16 protein-coding genes and 1 pseudogene are annotated in these 15,413 nt (G+C 71.1%); 8 read left to right on the top strand and 9 right to left on the bottom strand.

Going from position 1 to position 15,413, the window contains the following annotated elements:
• Nucleotides 1-307 precede the first annotated feature (307 nt).
• Nucleotides 308-1,471 carry an adenosyl-hopene transferase HpnH gene (gene hpnH, locus MOTC310_RS21265; RefSeq protein WP_331291042.1) on the top strand — a complete coding sequence of 388 codons (1,164 nt, stop codon included), beginning with the start codon at nucleotides 308-310 and terminating at the stop codon, nucleotides 1,469-1,471.
• Nucleotides 1,472-1,548: 77 nt separating this feature from the next.
• On the opposite strand, the gene MOTC310_RS21260 is transcribed toward hpnH, so the two are convergent.
• From MOTC310_RS21260 to MOTC310_RS21245, 4 genes are read right to left on the bottom strand one after another with little or no spacing between them, the layout of a single operon-like run.
• Nucleotides 1,549-2,169 carry a GNAT family N-acetyltransferase gene (locus MOTC310_RS21260; protein WP_331303199.1) on the bottom strand — a complete coding sequence of 207 codons (621 nt, stop codon included), beginning with the start codon at nucleotides 2,167-2,169 and terminating at the stop codon, nucleotides 1,549-1,551.
• A gap of 34 nt (nucleotides 2,170-2,203) precedes the next feature.
• Nucleotides 2,204-2,986 (bottom strand): hypothetical protein, encoded by a 783-nt coding sequence (locus MOTC310_RS21255; protein ID WP_331303198.1) that lies wholly within the window; start codon nucleotides 2,984-2,986, stop codon nucleotides 2,204-2,206.
• Nucleotides 2,987-3,009: 23 nt separating this feature from the next.
• A complete protein-coding gene (locus MOTC310_RS21250; RefSeq protein WP_012317969.1) occupies nucleotides 3,010-3,210 on the bottom strand; it encodes a hypothetical protein in 201 nt (66 codons plus the stop codon).
• Entirely contained in the window at nucleotides 3,207-4,256 is a 1,050-nt protein-coding gene (locus MOTC310_RS21245) for a hydantoinase/oxoprolinase family protein (RefSeq protein WP_331303197.1), read from the bottom strand. Before MOTC310_RS21245 ends, MOTC310_RS21250 begins: the two co-directional genes overlap by 4 nt.
• 9 nt (nucleotides 4,257-4,265) lie before the next feature.
• Between MOTC310_RS21245 and MOTC310_RS21240 the strand changes: the two genes are divergently transcribed.
• Both MOTC310_RS21240 and leuD read left to right on the top strand, forming a co-directional pair.
• Nucleotides 4,266-5,066, top strand: coding sequence for a HisA/HisF-related TIM barrel protein (locus tag MOTC310_RS21240; RefSeq protein ID WP_473753941.1), 801 nt, complete (start codon nucleotides 4,266-4,268; stop codon nucleotides 5,064-5,066).
• A gap of 159 nt (nucleotides 5,067-5,225) precedes the next feature.
• Nucleotides 5,226-5,828, top strand: a complete 603-nt coding sequence (gene leuD, locus MOTC310_RS21235) for a 3-isopropylmalate dehydratase small subunit (protein ID WP_020095295.1) — start codon at nucleotides 5,226-5,228, stop codon at nucleotides 5,826-5,828.
• Nucleotides 5,829-5,900: 72 nt separating this feature from the next.
• Here the strand turns inward: leuD and MOTC310_RS21230 are convergent, their stop codons facing one another.
• Nucleotides 5,901-6,572, bottom strand: a complete 672-nt coding sequence (locus MOTC310_RS21230; RefSeq protein ID WP_331303196.1) for an O-methyltransferase — start codon at nucleotides 6,570-6,572, stop codon at nucleotides 5,901-5,903.
• A 94-nt stretch (nucleotides 6,573-6,666) separates the two neighbouring features.
• Here MOTC310_RS21230 and MOTC310_RS21225 point away from each other — a divergent pair, with 94 nt between their 5' ends.
• Nucleotides 6,667-7,323: a TetR/AcrR family transcriptional regulator gene (locus tag MOTC310_RS21225; protein WP_331303195.1), complete on the top strand. Its 657-nt coding sequence runs from the start codon at nucleotides 6,667-6,669 to the stop codon at nucleotides 7,321-7,323.
• Between the two features lie 52 nt (nucleotides 7,324-7,375).
• Here MOTC310_RS21225 and MOTC310_RS21220 read toward each other — a convergent pair whose 3' ends face one another.
• On the bottom strand, nucleotides 7,376-7,717 hold the full coding sequence (locus MOTC310_RS21220; protein WP_020095292.1) for a carboxymuconolactone decarboxylase family protein: 342 nt from the start codon (nucleotides 7,715-7,717) through the stop codon (nucleotides 7,376-7,378).
• Nucleotides 7,718-7,888: 171 nt separating this feature from the next.
• Here MOTC310_RS21220 and MOTC310_RS21215 point away from each other — a divergent pair, with 171 nt between their 5' ends.
• The 3 genes from MOTC310_RS21215 to MOTC310_RS21205 all read left to right on the top strand — a co-directional run bounded on the left by MOTC310_RS21215 (nucleotide 7,889) and on the right by MOTC310_RS21205 (nucleotide 11,556).
• Nucleotides 7,889-9,103, top strand: coding sequence for a lytic murein transglycosylase (locus MOTC310_RS21215; RefSeq protein WP_331303194.1), 1,215 nt, complete (start codon nucleotides 7,889-7,891; stop codon nucleotides 9,101-9,103).
• Nucleotides 9,100-9,483 (top strand): RidA family protein, encoded by a 384-nt coding sequence (locus MOTC310_RS21210; RefSeq protein ID WP_331291034.1) that lies wholly within the window; start codon nucleotides 9,100-9,102, stop codon nucleotides 9,481-9,483. Before MOTC310_RS21215 ends, MOTC310_RS21210 begins: the two co-directional genes overlap by 4 nt.
• Before the next feature lie 486 nt (nucleotides 9,484-9,969).
• Nucleotides 9,970-11,556, top strand: a complete 1,587-nt coding sequence (locus MOTC310_RS21205) for a methyl-accepting chemotaxis protein (protein WP_331303193.1) — start codon at nucleotides 9,970-9,972, stop codon at nucleotides 11,554-11,556.
• Between the two features lie 114 nt (nucleotides 11,557-11,670).
• Here the strand turns inward: MOTC310_RS21205 and rplS are convergent, their stop codons facing one another.
• The 3 genes from rplS to argB form a co-directional block, all read right to left on the bottom strand.
• Nucleotides 11,671-12,072 (bottom strand): 50S ribosomal protein L19, encoded by a 402-nt coding sequence (rplS, locus tag MOTC310_RS21200; RefSeq protein WP_091683176.1) that lies wholly within the window; start codon nucleotides 12,070-12,072, stop codon nucleotides 11,671-11,673.
• Nucleotides 12,073-12,366: 294 nt separating this feature from the next.
• Nucleotides 12,367-13,116 carry a pyrimidine 5'-nucleotidase gene (locus MOTC310_RS21195; RefSeq protein ID WP_331303192.1) on the bottom strand — a complete coding sequence of 250 codons (750 nt, stop codon included), beginning with the start codon at nucleotides 13,114-13,116 and terminating at the stop codon, nucleotides 12,367-12,369.
• A gap of 189 nt (nucleotides 13,117-13,305) precedes the next feature.
• Entirely contained in the window at nucleotides 13,306-14,199 is an 894-nt protein-coding gene (gene argB / locus MOTC310_RS21190; RefSeq protein ID WP_331303191.1) for an acetylglutamate kinase, read from the bottom strand.
• Between the two features lie 313 nt (nucleotides 14,200-14,512).
• Between argB and MOTC310_RS21185 the strand changes: the two are divergent.
• Nucleotides 14,513-15,412 (top strand): annotated as a pseudogene (locus MOTC310_RS21185) (UDP-glucose dehydrogenase family protein); the annotation flags it as partial.
• Between the last annotated feature and the right edge of the window lies 1 nt (nucleotide 15,413).

Below are 15,413 nucleotides of genomic sequence, written 5' to 3'. Positions count from 1 at the left end.
CGCGCATCCCGCGCCCGTCCGTGTGCGCTAGCGCACGGCGATTCTGGCGCTGCCACCCGAATCCTGGGATTCCGGTCGTATTGCCGACGCAATGCACGTGCTGTCCTCAACGATCGGACGCTTCCGCCGACGGACTTTGCACGCACGGTCCATGTGGCGCCGTTGCGTCAGGAACGGAATAAGATGTCATCGCCCCGCCCAAACGGGGTCGTTTCAGATTAGTTCCAAGCTAGATCGCTGGAATTCGAGATTTTTTCGCGTTAGGTACCCCGATGCCCCGGGGTCGACGAAGTAAGGAGCCGCAATCTTGGGTATCCCCCTCCGGTACGTCGCGAAGATCGGCGGCTACATCCTGAAGCAGCACCTCACGGGCCGCAAGCGCTACCCGCTTGTGATGATGATGGAGCCGCTGTTCCGCTGTAACCTGGCCTGCGCCGGCTGCGGCAAGATCGACTACCCGGACGAGATCCTGAACAAGCGCCTGCCGGTCGCCGACGCGCTCGAATCGGTGCGCGAGTGCGGCGCCCCGGTGGTGGTGATCGCCGGCGGCGAGCCGCTCCTGCACAAGGACCTGCCGCAGATCGTCGAGGGCATCATCGCCCAGAAGAAGTTCGCGATCGTCTGCACGAACGCGCTGCTCCTCGAGAAGAAGATCAAGGAGTACAAGCCGAGCCCGTACTTCACGTGGTCGATCCATCTGGACGGCGACAAGGAGATGCACGACCAGTCGGTCTGCCAGCGCGGCGTCTACGACAAGGCCGTGGCGGCGATCGCGAAGGCCAAAGAGATGGGCTTTCGCGTCACCATCAACTGCACGTTCTTCAACAATTCCCAGCCGGAGAAGATCGCCGACTTCTTCGACAGCGTGACCCGGATGGGCATCGACGGCATCACCGTCTCCCCCGGCTACGCCTACGAGCGCGCGCCGGACCAGAAGCACTTCCTGAACCGCAAGGCGACGAAGGACCTGTTCCGCGGCGTGTTCCGGCACGGCAAGGAGAAGGGCCGCGAGAAGTGGACCTTCCAGCAGTCGGGCCTGTTCCTCGACTTCCTGGCCGGTAACCAGACCTACCACTGCACCCCGTGGGGCAACCCGACCCGCACCGTGTTCGGCTGGCAGAAGCCCTGCTACCTGCTCGGCGAGGGCTACGCGGCGACCTTTAAGGAGCTGATGGAGACCACCGACTGGGACGCCTACGGCACCGGCAACTACGAGAAGTGCGCCGACTGCATGGTCCACTCGGGCTACGAGGCCTCCTCGGTGGTCGATTCGGTCCGCAAGCCGTGGAAGCCGCTGGTGCACGCGATTCGCGGCATCAAGACCGACGGCAAGATGGCCCCCGAGGTCAGCCTGGAGAACCAGCGCCCGGCCGAGTTCGTGTTCTCGCGCAACGTCGCGCAGAAGCTGTCCGAGATCAAAGCGGCCGGCGTCGACACGAAGCAGGAAGCCCGCAAGCGCACCGCCGCCTGACCGGCGCGCACGGTTGACGACACGAGACCCGCGGCCGCGAGGCCGCGGGTCTCTTCGTGTCCGGATCCCTCGGCGCGTCAGCCGAGCAGCGGCACGTGCGGGGCGCAGTGCCGCGGCAGGGTCCCGTCGAGCCGCGGATCGGGTGCGACCTCGACGTGGACCGCGAAGGGGACGAAGCCCGAGCGCCGGTAGAAGGCGAGCGCGCCGGGATGGTCCAGGGTGCAGGTATGCACCCAGAATCGCGCGATCGGGCGCGCCCAGGCCCGGCCGATCGCCGCGTTCATCAGCGTGCGGCCGATCCCGGTTCCGACCGCGTCCCCGGTCAGTCCGAGGAAGACCAGCTCGCAGGTGCCGGGCTGGCGGAAATCCAGTTCCAGCATGCCGACGTTCCGCCCGTCCTGGCGGAGCGCGAAGATCTCGACATCCCGGTCGAACAGGATCGCCGCCAGCGCGTCCTCGGCCAGGGTGAGCCGCGAGAACCAGAGCCACTCGGCGCCGACCTCCCGGTACAGGCTCCGGTATGTCTCCGGATCGGCGCGCTCCAGCGGCGCGAGGGCCAGCCCGGGCGGGAACGGCCGTCCGGGACGCGAGGGCGGCGGGCGGAGCATCTCCAGGCTGGTGACGATGGTGGCGATGTGGCCCGGCGGCACCGCCGCGAAGCCCGGGGTGAGGGTCGGGATCCCCGTATCCGGCAGCATGACTCTCCTCCGCGGTCGCGTCGGCGCGGCCCGGTCACGCGGCGAGCGGGCGGCGCCGCGCGACCAGCCACGGTAGCACGCAGGCCGCCGACACCGCGATCGAGGCGGCGTAGGCCGCGACCGGGTCGATTCGTCCGAGCAGCAGGTGCACGCAGACATAGAAGGCCAGCACGCCGAACGCGCCCTGGGCGCTGCCGCGCACCACGTCCAGCGCGGCGCCGACCCCGTCCTGCGCCCGGGCGAAGACGATGAGCGGCCAGGAGATGATCGGGATCGGCGCCAGGACGCCGCTCAGCCCGGAGCCGAGATGCGGCGCCAGCCCCGAGACCAGCAGGACCAGGGCGGTGGCGGCCGCGAGCCGGGCCGGCATGTCCCATCGCGGCGGGCGCGCCCGGCGGACCGGCGCCGCGGTCCCCGCGGCAGGCCGGCACAGAATGACCGCCAGCGCCATCGCCGGCAGGTCGATCGCCGTGGCGAGCCATAGGCCGGGCTGGATCACGCCGTGCAGCAGCGCGCCGGCGAGGACGAAGGCCGCCAGGGCGAGGACCACGGAGGCGAGGATCCCCGTCCGCGGCGCGGAGACGGCGTAGGCGAGATAGCTGACGGTGACCGCGCCGAGCCCCTCCACCGAGCCGATCGCCGCGTCGGCGGCGAAGCGCTCGCCCTGCTCGGCGGCGAGGTAGATCGAGATTGGCGCCGAGGTCAGCGGCAGGCCCGAGAGCAGGCCGCCGACGAGGCTGCCCCACCGGCGCGCGGCCGCCGACACGGCCCACATCAGCGTCGGCGTGACGACGATCTTGGCGGCGATCAGGCTCATGGCGACCGGCGGGGCCCGGGGTCTCAGGCCGCCTGGGGCGGCCCGTCATCCTCCGGGTCGGCGGGCGAGTTGAGGATGTCCTCCAGCTCGTCGACCAGCCGGTCGACCTGGTCCTCGGTGGCGAGCACCTTCAGCACCTCCCCGGTCTCCGTCTCCACGGCCAGCTCGATATGCGGCCCGACCCGGGCGGTCAGGATCCGGGCCAGGATCTTGATTGCACTCATGCGACTGCCTCCTCCGCGGCGATGAGGCCGACCGCCACCGCCGGTCCACAGGTCGAGATCCCGTCGCGCGCGCCGCCGATCCGGTCCGCCAGCAGCGCCACCAGAGGCGTCGACGGCCGGCCGAGCCGCTCGGCGAGGCGGGCGCCCACGAAGGCGCCGGCGCCGCACAGGACGAGGGGCGCGTCCGCGCCGATGTCGGGCCGGCTGAGGATCTCCGCCGCCGCGTCGTGCAGCAGGCGCAGCTGCGCCTCGGCGAAATGGGCGGCGAGCGCCGCCCAGGCCGTCTCGGGCGCCTCGACCCGGTCCCGCCCGACGATCCGGGCGAGCCGGGTCGCGCTCTCGTCGACCGTCTTGCCCTTGCGGTCGCCGCTCGGCTGCTGGTCGGCGCCCTCGGGGAGCAGGCCGAGGATGCGGTAGACGTCCGCCATGTGGGCGAAGGTCTCGGTCATCAGCCGGGTCCGGCGGCCCGCGAAGGGGGCGTGGTCGGACAGGGCGATCACCGGCGTGCGCACCGCGCCGGTGTAGACGAGCTCGCCGGTCTCGAGCCGCTCGGCGTCGCTGTAGCCGGTCGCGGCCGGCCGCCCGCCGACGACGGGAATCAGGTCGGCGGTGGTCGAGCCGATATCGACCAAGAGCGCGTCCGGGACGTGCCGGCCGGCCACCGCCGCGGTGGCGTGCCAGTTGGCCGAGGCCACGTCCGCCGACAGGGAGGCGGCCGCCTCCGGGGCGACGAAGCCGGAGCGGCCGGCGTAGATCCGCACGGTGCCGGCGAGGTGCGACCCGGCCCATCCGGCGAGCGCCGCGACGCCGTCGCGCCGGTCGGCGAAGCAGTCGGTCAGCTCGCCCGTCATGGTCACGGCGTGCAGGGCCGCGCCGCGGGCCCAGTCGGGGGCGGCCTCCAGCGCCCGGTCGAGGGCCGGCAGGCCCTGCCAGAGCGGGCACGGCACCTGGGCGGCGGCCGCGACCCGGCCGTCCTCGACCAGGGCGACCTTGACGTGGACCCCGCCGAGGTCCCACCCGATCGTCGTTGGGTTTGATGAGCGCATGGGACCGCGATGAGCGCCTCGATGGACCACAGGATCGGGCGCCCCGGCTTCGCGGTGATCCCGGTGCTCGATCTCCGGGACGGCCGCGTGGTGCGGGCGCGCCGGGGCGAGCGCTCCTCCTATGCCCCGATCGAGACGCCCTTGGCAAAGGGCTCGGCGCCGGACGCTGTGGCCCGCGGGCTGGTCGACGCGTGGCCCGCCGCGATCCTCTACGTCGCCGATCTCGACGCGATCATCGACCGCGCCGCGCCCGACCTCCGCGCCCTGGAGGCGATCGCCCGCGCCTGCCCGGGAATCGCCCTGTGGGTCGATGCCGGCTTCGCCGAGCCGGCCGGCGTCGCGGCGTTCCTGGACACCGGACTCGGGCGGCCGGTGATCGGCAGCGAGAGCCAGGCGGATGCCGACCTCGTGACGCGGCTCGGCGACCGGGCGGTGTTCTCCCTCGACACGCGCGGCGCGGAGCGCCTCGGCCCGGCGGCCCTCCACGAGGATCCCGCGCTCTGGCCCCCGGAGGTGATCGCCATGACGCTGGCGCAGGTCGGCGCCGGGTCCGGCCCGGACCTCGCGGCCCTGGGAGCCCTGCGCGCGCGGGCGCCGGATCGCCGCCTCTACGCGGCGGGCGGCGTGCGCGGCCCGGNATCGCCGCCTCTACGCGGCGGGCGGCGTGCGCGGCCCGGACGACCTGCGGGCGCTGCGGGCGGCCGGGATCGCCGGGGCGCTGGTCGCCTCGGCCCTCCACGACGGCACGCTGTCCCGAGCCGTCGCGGCGGATCTGGCCTGACGCTTCCGGCAGGCAACACGGGCTGCTAAGAGGCTGCAGCAGAGATATCGACGCTCCCTTCGTCCTTGCGAGCGGAGCGAAGCAACCCAGCGGCGCCACGCTCGCCGATGTCGAGCTATCCTGGGTTGCTTCGCTCCGCTCGCGAGGACGGGACGCACAGGAAGCGCAACCGCGAGAGCCGTCAGACAATGGAAAAGTTCACCACCCTGGAGGGCGTCGCGGCGCCCCTGCGGACGATCAACGTCGATACCGACCGGATCATCCCGGCGAAGTACCTGAAGACGATCCGGCGCACCGGCCTCGGCAAGAGCCTGTTCGCCGAGATGCGCTACCGCGAGGACGGCTCCGAGAACCCGGACTTCATCCTCAACCAGCCCGCCTACCGGAACAGCAAGATCCTGGTCTGCGGGGACAATTTCGGCTGCGGCTCGTCCCGGGAGCACGCGCCCTGGGCGCTGGCCGATTTCGGCATCCGCTGCGTGATCTCCACGAGCTTCGCCGACATCTTCTTCAACAACTGCGCGAAGAACGGCATCCTGGCGATCGTCGTGTCGCCCGAGGATCTGGAGAAGCTGTTCGAGGACGCCGAGCGCGGCGCGAACGCCACCCTGACGGTCGACCTGGCGGCGCAGACGATCCGGGGGCCGGACGGCGGCACCCTGCATTTCGACGTCGACGAGGGCCGCAAGCACAACCTGCTGAACGGCCTGGACGAGATCGGGCTGACGCTGGAGCGCGTCTCCTCCATCGACGCCTACGAGCAGAAGCTCGCCCAGCGCGAATGGGCCTGAGCGACCGGACCCGCGTCCCGACGGCGGTCGCGTCGCGCTGACGCGATCGCCGGTCCGAGTCCAGGGTCTGCCTCACCCGAGCCGCATGGACAGCTCCACGTCCTCGGCGAACGGCACCGACAGGTAGCCGCGGCTCGGCGCGCGCACCCGCTGCAGGTAGTCCGGGCTGTGGTCCGCGTTGTCGGCGACCACCAGGGCCCCCGGTCCGAGGCGGCCCTCCACGAGGCTCAGAACCTCCGGATAGAGCCCCTTCGCCCCGTCGAGGAGCAGCAGGTCGACCGAGTCGGGCAGGTCGAGGCCGAGGGTTTGGAGTGCGTCGCCCTCGCGGAACTCGACGAGGTCCGCCAGCCCGGCCTCCATCAGGTTCGCCCGCGCCCGCACCACCTTGGACGGCTCGAACTCGCAGGTGATCAGCCGGCCGCCGCCGTTGTCGCGCAGGGCCGCAGCGAGGTGCAGGGTCGAGAGACCGAAGGACGTGCCGAACTCGACGATCATCCGCGCCCGGCGGGTCCGCGCGAGCATGTAGAGCAGCCGGCCGGTCTCCCGCGAGACCGCGAGGGGCATGTCCTTGAGCCGGCTGTAGAAGTCCCGGTAGCCGGTGCGGCTCCCCATCAGGCGCGCCCGCTCGTCCGCCGAGAGATCGCCGATGGCGTTCAAGGGTGAGGAGGCCTCCGCCTGCGCGAAGAGACTGTCCAACAGCGAGGCGATACGCGGTTCGGCGAGCGTGGATGCTGAGCGTGACATGGCGCGTTGCTTTCCGTCTTGCGTGTTCAACTGAACACGACGCAGAGTACCGGCGCCCCCTGCCCGCGCCTATTCGCGTTCCGAGCACCGCCCCATGCCCGACCGGCCAAGTCTCGGAATCTCCAAGCGAAAGCAGCCCCGGCAGGCGCGCTCCAGCGACCTCGTCGCGGCCGTTCTGGAGGCCGCCGCTCAGGTTCTGGCGGAGGTCGGCGCGGCGCGCTTCACGACGGCGCGGGTCGCCGAACGTGCCGGCGTCAGCATCGGCTCGCTCTACCAGTACTTCCCCAACAAGGCGGCGATCCTGTTCCAGCTCCAGAGCGACGAGTGGCGGGACACGTCCGCGCTCCTCGCCGGCATCCTGACGGATCCCGACATGGCGCCTGGCGCGCGTCTGCGCGCCGCCGTCCACGCCTTCGTGCGCTCGGAATGCGCGGAGGCCGCGATGCGCCGGGCCCTCGACGCGGCCGCCCCGGCCTATCGCGACGCGCCCGAGGCCGCGGAGCCGCAGCTCGCCGGCTCACAGGCCTTCCGCGACTTCCTGCACGCGGCACTTCCGGCGGTTCCCGAGGCGGATCTTCAGGTCGCGGGCGAGATTATCGCGATGACGCTGTGCACGGTCGGCGAGCGCATCTCGGAGGCGATCCGGGACGAGGCCGCCATGGAGGCCTTCGCGGGCGCCCTGGCCGACATGCTCTGCGCCTATCTGGACCGCCTGGGAGGCGAAGGGCGGGCCGTCGGGCCGTCCCGATGACGGGCCCCCGGCCCCGCCGGAGCTTCCGGGGCGCGGCCCCGGGTTGGCCGGCTCAGCCGGACTCGCCGGTGAACGCCTCGAAGGCGCGGGCGGTGTAGACCAGGGCGGCACCGGCGTTCAGCGCCACCGCGACGCCCAGCGCCTCCACGACCTCCTCCTTGCTCGCGCCGGCCTTGCGGGCGGCGTCGGAATGCACGGCGATGCAGCCGTCGCACCGGGTCGTCACCGCCACCGCGAGGGCGATCAGCTCGCGGGTCTTCGCGTCCAGCTTGCGCTCGGTCGGGGCCGCCGCGGCGAGCTGGTCATGGGCCTTGAGGAGGTCCGGGCTCACCGCACCGATTCGCCCGAGCGTGCTGACGAGCTCGGCGCCGTACTGATTCCAGTCCTTCATCATGCGTCCCGTCTCCCTGCTCAGTGGGCCGGCCACTGACGGGCCGGCTCCAAGTCAACCTACCGGTTGGTAGGCAAGCGGGTCAAGGTCTGCTCGGGTTCCTCACCATTCGTTAACCCACATGTCGCCTGAATCCGCGCCCAGACTCCGCTCCGCATCGTGAGGATCGTCAGCATGCCGAAGCACCCGACGGGACCGAGGACGGCGCGCGCGCTCGGGCTGCTCGCCGGCATCGCGGTCCTGCCCCTGGCGAGCCTGCCGGCGCGGGCCGATTTCGACAGCTGCCTCGCCGGCATCCAGTCACAGGCGGCGGCCGCGGGCGTCTCGGCGCAGACCTTCCGCGCGGCCACGAGCGGCATCAACTACGACGACAAGGTGATCGAGCTGTCCCAGGCCCAGCCCGAGTTCAAGACGCCGATCTGGGACTACATGGCGGCGCTCGTCGACGACGAGCGGGTCGAGGACGGGCGCGCGGCCATGCGCCAGAACGCGGCGGCGCTTGCTCAGGCCGAGTCGCGCTACGGGGTCGACCGCTACACAATCGCGGCGGTCTGGGGCGTCGAGTCGAATTTCGGCAAGAACCTCGGCAAGATGCCGCTGGTGCAGTCGCTGGCGACGCTGGCCTGCTCGAGCAACCGCCGTCGGGACTTCTTCCGCGGCGAGCTGATCGCCACCCTGCGGATCATCGAGCGCGGCGACATCGCGCCGGAGCGGCTGACCGGCTCCTGGGCGGGCGCCTTCGGCCAGACCCAGTTCATGCCGACGACCTATCACCGCCTCGCCGTGGACGGTGACGGCGACGGCCGGCGCGACGTGGTCGACTCGGTGGCCGACGCGGTCGCATCCACCGCCAACTTCCTGCACGTCGCCAAGTGGCAGCACGGCCAGGTCTGGGGCTACGAGGTGAAGCTGCCCCGCGGCTTCAACGTCGGGGCCGCCGGGCGCAAGAACAAGAAGCCGATCGCCCACTGGGCGTCGCTCGGTGTCACCCGTGTGGACGGGCGCTCGCTCTCCGGCGAGGGCCTGGCGGGGATCATCGCGCCCGCCGGCATCGACGGCCCGGCCTTCCTGGTGACCAAGAACTTCGACGCGATCTACTCGTACAACGCCGCCGAATCCTACGGCCTCGCCATCGCGGTCCTGTCGGACCGGCTGCGCGGCAAGGCCGGCGTCCAGGCCGCGTGGCCGACCGACGACCCGCCCCTGTCGCGGGCCGAGCGCCGCGACCTCCAGACCCGGCTGGCCGCCCGCGGCTACGATGTCGGCGAGCCGGACGGCAAGGTCGGCCAGAAGACGCGCGACGCCATCAAGGACGTGGAGCGCCGGCTCGGCATGACGCCCACCGGCCGTCCCGGCGGCAAGGTGCTGGAGGCCCTGCGCGGCGGATGAGCCGGCGGCTGATCACGTCGGGCTCCCCGTTCGAGCGGGATTACGGCTACTCCCGGGCGGTGGTCTACGGTGACGCCGTCTACCTGTCCGGGACGACCGGCTACGACTACGCTACCATGACGATGCCCGAGGGCGCCGCCGCGCAGGCCGAGGCCTGCTGGCGCACGATCCGCTCGGTTCTCGCCGAGGCCGGGACAGGCCTCGCCGGCATCGTGCGCGCCACCTACTACGTCACCGACCGGGACGATGCCGAGGCCGTGCTGGCGGTCTGCGGGCGGGTGCTCGCGGAGGTCCGGCCAGCCGCCACGATCGTGGTCGTGGCGAGCCTTCTGCGCCCCGAGATGCGCGTCGAGATCGAGGTGACCGCGCGGATCGGCTAGACGCCTGACCCCGATCCCGGCCGACCCGGCCGCGCGGTTGTGCCGGGCCGCGGCGCCACGCCGATCCGCCGCCGATATCATCCCCGATCGCGCCCGACCGGCGCCCGCAATGGGCCGACTTCGCCCAGCTGTCGCGGACGGCCGGGACGTTTCGTCCGCGCGCCGCGGGCAAGATCTCAGGTTCTCCATCGCCGTTCCGCGGCCCGTTCCTCCGCCCGATGCAGACCGCGTCGTGGCCGACGACCTCTTCGTCCGCTCTGCACCGCTGATCCTATCCTCTTTCAGATCTCGCCCCGGATCCCCGGGCTTGCGTTGACATGTACGCGCAGATTTATCAGGTCTCACCGCAGCATCGCCGATGCTGGCGCTCCTGCGGTATGTGTTATGATCAGAATATTTTTCAGTAAAAGCCTTTCACGTCGAATGATGGCGCAGATTGAACTCATAACAATGCTTATCGCGGTCATCGGCGCTGCCGGGTTGCGAATGTATTATCAGGAAATGCTGTCGGAGAGGCTGCAGTCCCTGCGCACGGTCACGGAGCTGTTCACCACCTATGCGCAAAGCCTCGAGACCCGGGTCAGGAGCGGCGCTCTGTCCCGGGAGGCGGCCCTGGCGGCACTGGTCGAGACCGCCATGTCCATGCGCTTCGACACGGGCACCAACTACGTCGCCATCTACGCGATGGACGGCACGGCGCTGGCGGTTCCCGACCGCCGACTCGTCGGCAGCAATCAGCTGGAGACTCGGGTCAACGGCGTTCGCGTGGCCGGGACCCTGATCGATCTGCTGAAGAAGTCCGACACGGCTACGATGAGCTATCTCTACCCCCGGCCCGGGCATGAAGGCCTGTCTCCGAAGACGACGCTCGCCGTCAGGTTCGCGCCCTGGGACATCTTGATCGCGGCGGGGACCTACACCGACGACATCAAGGCCGCCTTCCGGGCGCTCGCCCTCGCGGCGGTCGGCCTTCTGCTCGGGCTCGGCGCCCTGGGAGTGATCGGCTCGCTCCTGATCGGGCGCGGCATCACGCGGCCGCTCGACCGGCTCGGCCGCCGGATGCAGGTGCTGGCTCAGGGCGACGGCGCGGAGCCGATACCCGGGCTCGAGCGGACGGACGAGATCGGCGAGATGGCCCGGACCGTCGAAGTCTTCCGACAGGCCCTGGTCGCCAAGGCCGCCATGGACCGGGCGGCCGCGCAGGAAGCGGAGGCCAAGGCCCGGCACGCGCAGAGCCTCGACGCGCTCACCCGGGCGTTCGAGGCCCAGGCCGGTGCGCTGATGACGGGCGTCTCCGCGGCCGCGACCGAGATGCAGGCGACCGCCGAGGCGATGGCGCGGACGGCCTCGCGCACGAGTGCCCGGGCGACGCGCGTCGCCGGGGCCGCGCAGGAGACCGCCGGGAGCGTGCAGAGCGTCGCCGCGGCCACCGAGGAGATGGCGATCACCATCCAGGAGATCTCCGGACGGATGGCGCAATCGTCGGCCAAGACCGCGCGGGCGGCGACCGAGGCGCAGCGCACGGACGCCCTCGTGGGCGATCTCGCCGACGGGGCCGAGCAGATCGGGGTCGTCGCCGGCATGATCGCGGGCATCGCCCGACAGACCAACCTCCTGGCCCTCAACGCCACGATCGAGGCGGCCCGGGCCGGCGAGGCCGGCCGGGGCTTCGCCGTCGTGGCGGGCGAGGTCAAGGCGCTGGCCGAGCAGACCGCGGCCGCGACCGAGGAGATCGCCGCGCGGATCGGCGCGGTCCAGGCCTCGACCCGGCAGGCCGTCGAGGCGATCCACGGGATCGGTCGCACCATGGGTGAGGTCAGTACGCTTGCCGCGACCGTGGCGGCCGCGATCGAGCAGCAGGGCGCGACCACCGAGGAGATCGTGCGCAGCGTCGCGCGCGCGGCGGCCGGCACGGAGGCCGTCACCGGCAACATCGCCGACGTCTCGCAGGGTGCCGAGGCGACGGGCGACGCGGCTGAGCGGGTTCTCGGCGCCGCGATCGACCTGTCGCGCAGGTCCGAGCAGCTCTCCGCCGAGATCCACCGCTTCCTCGACGGGATCCGGGCTGCCTGAGGTGGCGTGCCGGCGGCCTGGACGAGACTGTCGGCCAAGAAAAAACCGGCCCGGCTGAGCCGGACCGGTCTGAAAGCAGGCGACCGCTCCGGCCTGCGGAGCGGATCGGACAGCTTACTCGGCGGCGGCGGGCGCCTGGGCCGGGGTGTCCTTGGCCTTGTAGCGGTCGGTGCGCTCGACGATGCGGGCCGACTTACCGCGCCGGTCGCGCAGGTAGTACAGCTTGGCGCGGCGCACCTTGCCGCGACGCGCGACCTTGATCGAGTCGATCATCGGGGAATGCACCGGGAAGACGCGCTCCACGCCCTCCCCGTACGAGATCTTGCGGACCGTGAAGCTCTCGTTGAGGCCGCCGCCCGAGCGGGCGATGCAGACGCCCTCGTAGGCCTGGACGCGAGTGCGCTCGCCTTCCTTCACGCGGACGTTGACGATGAGCGTATCGCCCGGCTCGAAGTCCGGGATGGTCTTTGCGAGGCGCGCGACTTCCTCGCGCTCCAGCTGCTCGATGATGTTCATGGCATAGCTCCGGCCGTCGCGCCGTTCCGCCCCTCATGGGCGATCGGCGCCAGGATTTCGGCGATCCTGTTGTGAGTTGGGCGGGTCTCTACAGGATCGTCACCGGCTTGTCGATTGGGTTGCGACGCGATCGATCCGTAGCGCCGCCGGCGCGGCATGTCGTGTGCTCGATCGCCGATCAGGGCCCGCTTCGCGCCGTCTGGCCGGGACAGGGCCTGGCTCGGACGTCGCCCCGTGCCAAGTCCGGACACGCGGCGGGCGGTGACCCGCACAGGACGCGCCCGGGCTCCCGTGTCAGCGGCGCTCTTCGGTTGCGGATCCGGTTTCGGGCAGCACGCAGGTAGCGAGGAAGGCGGCGAGATCGTCCGTGATGTGGTCGATATGCGGCTCGCGCACCGCCTCCTGCTCGAAGGCCTCGCGATAGGGATCGGTGACCTTCGGCACCACCAGCACGGTGGCCATGCCGAGGTCGTGCGGCACCGCGAGGTTGCGGGCGATGTCCTCGAACAGGGCGGCGCGGGTCGGCTCGACGGCGTGCTTCTCCAGGAACCGCTCGTAGGTCGTGCGTTCCGGCTTCGGGACGAAGTCGGCGGCGGCGATGTCGAACACGTCCTCGAAGTGGTCGAGGATGCCGAGCTTGGCGGCGACGTTCTCGGCGTGGCGGCGCGACCCGTTGGTCAGGATCAGCTTGCGCCCGGGCAGCCGCTCGATCGCGTCGCCGAGGCTCTTGTCGAGCTTGATCGACGAGTGGTCGATGTCGTGGGCGAAATCGAGGAAGTCGTGGGGATCGATCCGCGATTCCACCATCAGCGCCGAGAGCGTCGTGCCGTAGCGGTGATAGAAATACTTCTGCAGGGCGCGCGCCGAGATCCCGTCGAGCCCGTAGAGCTGCATCACGTAGAGGGTTATGCGCTCGTCGACCTTCGGCCAGACCGCGGCGTCGCTCGGGTAGAGCGTGTTGTCGAGATCGAACACCCAGGTGTCGACATCGGCGAAGCCGCGCGCCGCGGCTGTGGTGAACTGGGCCTTGTCGGGGTGGTGCACCGGAACCCCTCAGGTTGCTGTTGCCCCGGAATCTGGACCGGAACGGTCAAGCTCGCAAGTTGACACTTGTCCGGAGCTTGCGGGGCGGCCCCCTCCGGGGCGGGTGGGGTACGACAATGCGCTGCGCGTGGAGAGGTTGCGCCCGCGCAGCGCGCCGGGTTTCGGCGCGGTGCGCGGGCGGTCCGGATCTCAGCCCCGACGGATCAGGGTGCCGGCGCCGTAATCGGTGAACAGCTCGAGGAGCACGGCGTGGTTGACCTTGCCGTCGAGGATGACCACCGCCTCGACGCCGCGCTCGATCGCGTACATGCAGGTCTCGATCTTTGGGATCATCCCGCCCGTGATGGTGCCGTCGGCGATCAGGCGCCGGCAATCCTCCACGGTGAGTTCGGGGATCAGCTTCTTGTCCTTGTCGAGCACGCCCGGCACGTCGGTGAGCAGCAGCAGGCGCTTGGCCCGGAGCGCCCCGGCGATCGCCCCCGCGAAGGTGTCGGCGTTGACGTTGTAGGTCTGGCCGTCCGCCCCGTAGGCGACCGGTGCCAGAACGGGGATCAGCTCGGCCTTGAGCACCGCGTCGAGGACGCCGCGCTCGACGTGGTCCGGCTCGCCGACGAGGCCCAGATCGACGGTCTGCTCCACGTTGCTCTCGGGATCGACGACGGTCTTCATCGCCCGCTTGGCCCGGACCATGTTGCCGTCCTTGCCGCACAGGCCGACAGCCCGGCCGCCCTCGGCGGAGATCCAGCCGACGATCTGCTTGTTGATCAGGCCGGCCAGGACCATCTCGACCACCTCGACGGTGGCCTCGTCGGTGACGCGCAGGCCGCCGCGGAACTCGGACTGGATGCCGAGCCGATCGAGCATCTTGCCGATCTGCGGTCCGCCGCCGTGCACGACGATCGGCTTCAGCCCGGACTGCTCCAGCAGGACGACGTCCTCGGCGAAATCCTCGGCCGCGGCCCGGTCGCCCATGGCGTGGCCGCCGTACTTGATGACGACGATCTCCTGGTCGTAGCGCTGCATGTGGGGCAGCGCCTGGGCCAGGACCTCGGCACGCACATGCACGTTGGGCAATTCGGTCATCGCGGTCCTTCACCGATCCTTGGGTCGGGTCCTCGGGGGCGGATCCGGGCCTCCCCGTCGGGCGGGGGCGCTTCTACAGGAAGCCGCCCGCCCTGCGAAGCCGCCCCGCGCGCGATCTCGGACGGGCGGCGCGCGGCCCGGCGGTCGATGCGGGGCGCCCCCGGGTCCGCTGTCAAACTACAGTCATCCTTCGTGGGTGTTGCATTCCCGTGACAGACTGGAGCAGATCCAGGCTGGCCCGGGTTGCATCCGCGTGCGGCCGGGATCATGTTGCATCGCAGCAAGCCGCAGGGCGAGCTGCCGGGAGGGCCCGATGCGGATTGCGATGATTGGGGCCGGATATGTCGGCCTGGTCTCCGGAGCCTGCCTGGCCGATTTCGGCCACACGGTCGTTTGCATCGACCGGGAGCCCGACAAGATCGCCAGCCTGAACGCCGGCCGCATGCCGATCTACGAGCCGGGCCTCGACGTCCTCGTCACCGAGAACGTCCGCCAGGGCCGGCTCGCGTTCAGCACGTCGATGCGGGAGGCCGTGGCCGAGGCGGACGCCGTGTTCATCGCGGTGGGCACCCCCTCCCGCCGCGGCGACGGCTTCGCCGACCTGAGCTTCGTGTTCGACGCCGCCCGGGAGATCGCCGGGGCGCTGTCCGGCTTCACCGTGGTGGTCACCAAGTCGACCGTGCCGGTGGGCACCGGCGATGAGGTCGAGCGCATCATCCGCGAGACCAATCCCGAGGCGCAGTTCGCGGTCGCGTCGAACCCCGAATTCCTGCGCGAGGGCGCCGCCATCGCCGACTTCAAGCGCCCCGACCGCATCGTCGTCGGCGCCGAGGAGGCCCGGGCCGAGGCGGTGATGCGCGAAGTCTACCGGCCGCTCTACCTGAACCAGGCGCCGATCATGGTGACGAGCCGCCGGACGGCCGAGTTGACCAAGTACGCGGCGAACGCGTTCCTGGCGGCCAAGATCACGTTCATCAACGAGGTCGCGGACCTGTGCGAGGCGGTGGGCGCGGACGTGCAGGCGGTGGCGCGGGGCATCGGCCTGGACAACCGGATCGGGTCGAAGTTCCTGCATGCCGGGCCGGGCTACGGCGGCTCGTGCTTCCCCAAGGACACGCTGGCGCTGGTCAAGACCGCCCAGGATGCCGGCACGCCGCTGCGGCTGGTCGAGACGGTGGTGGCGGTCAACGACCAGCGGAAGCGCGCCATGGCGC

Source organism: Methylobacterium oryzae (genome assembly GCF_036441375.1).
GTDB lineage: Bacteria > Pseudomonadota > Alphaproteobacteria > Rhizobiales > Beijerinckiaceae > Methylobacterium > Methylobacterium oryzae_A.
Note: the sequence above shows the minus strand (reverse complement) of the source record. Positions and strands in the feature narration are given on the sequence as shown.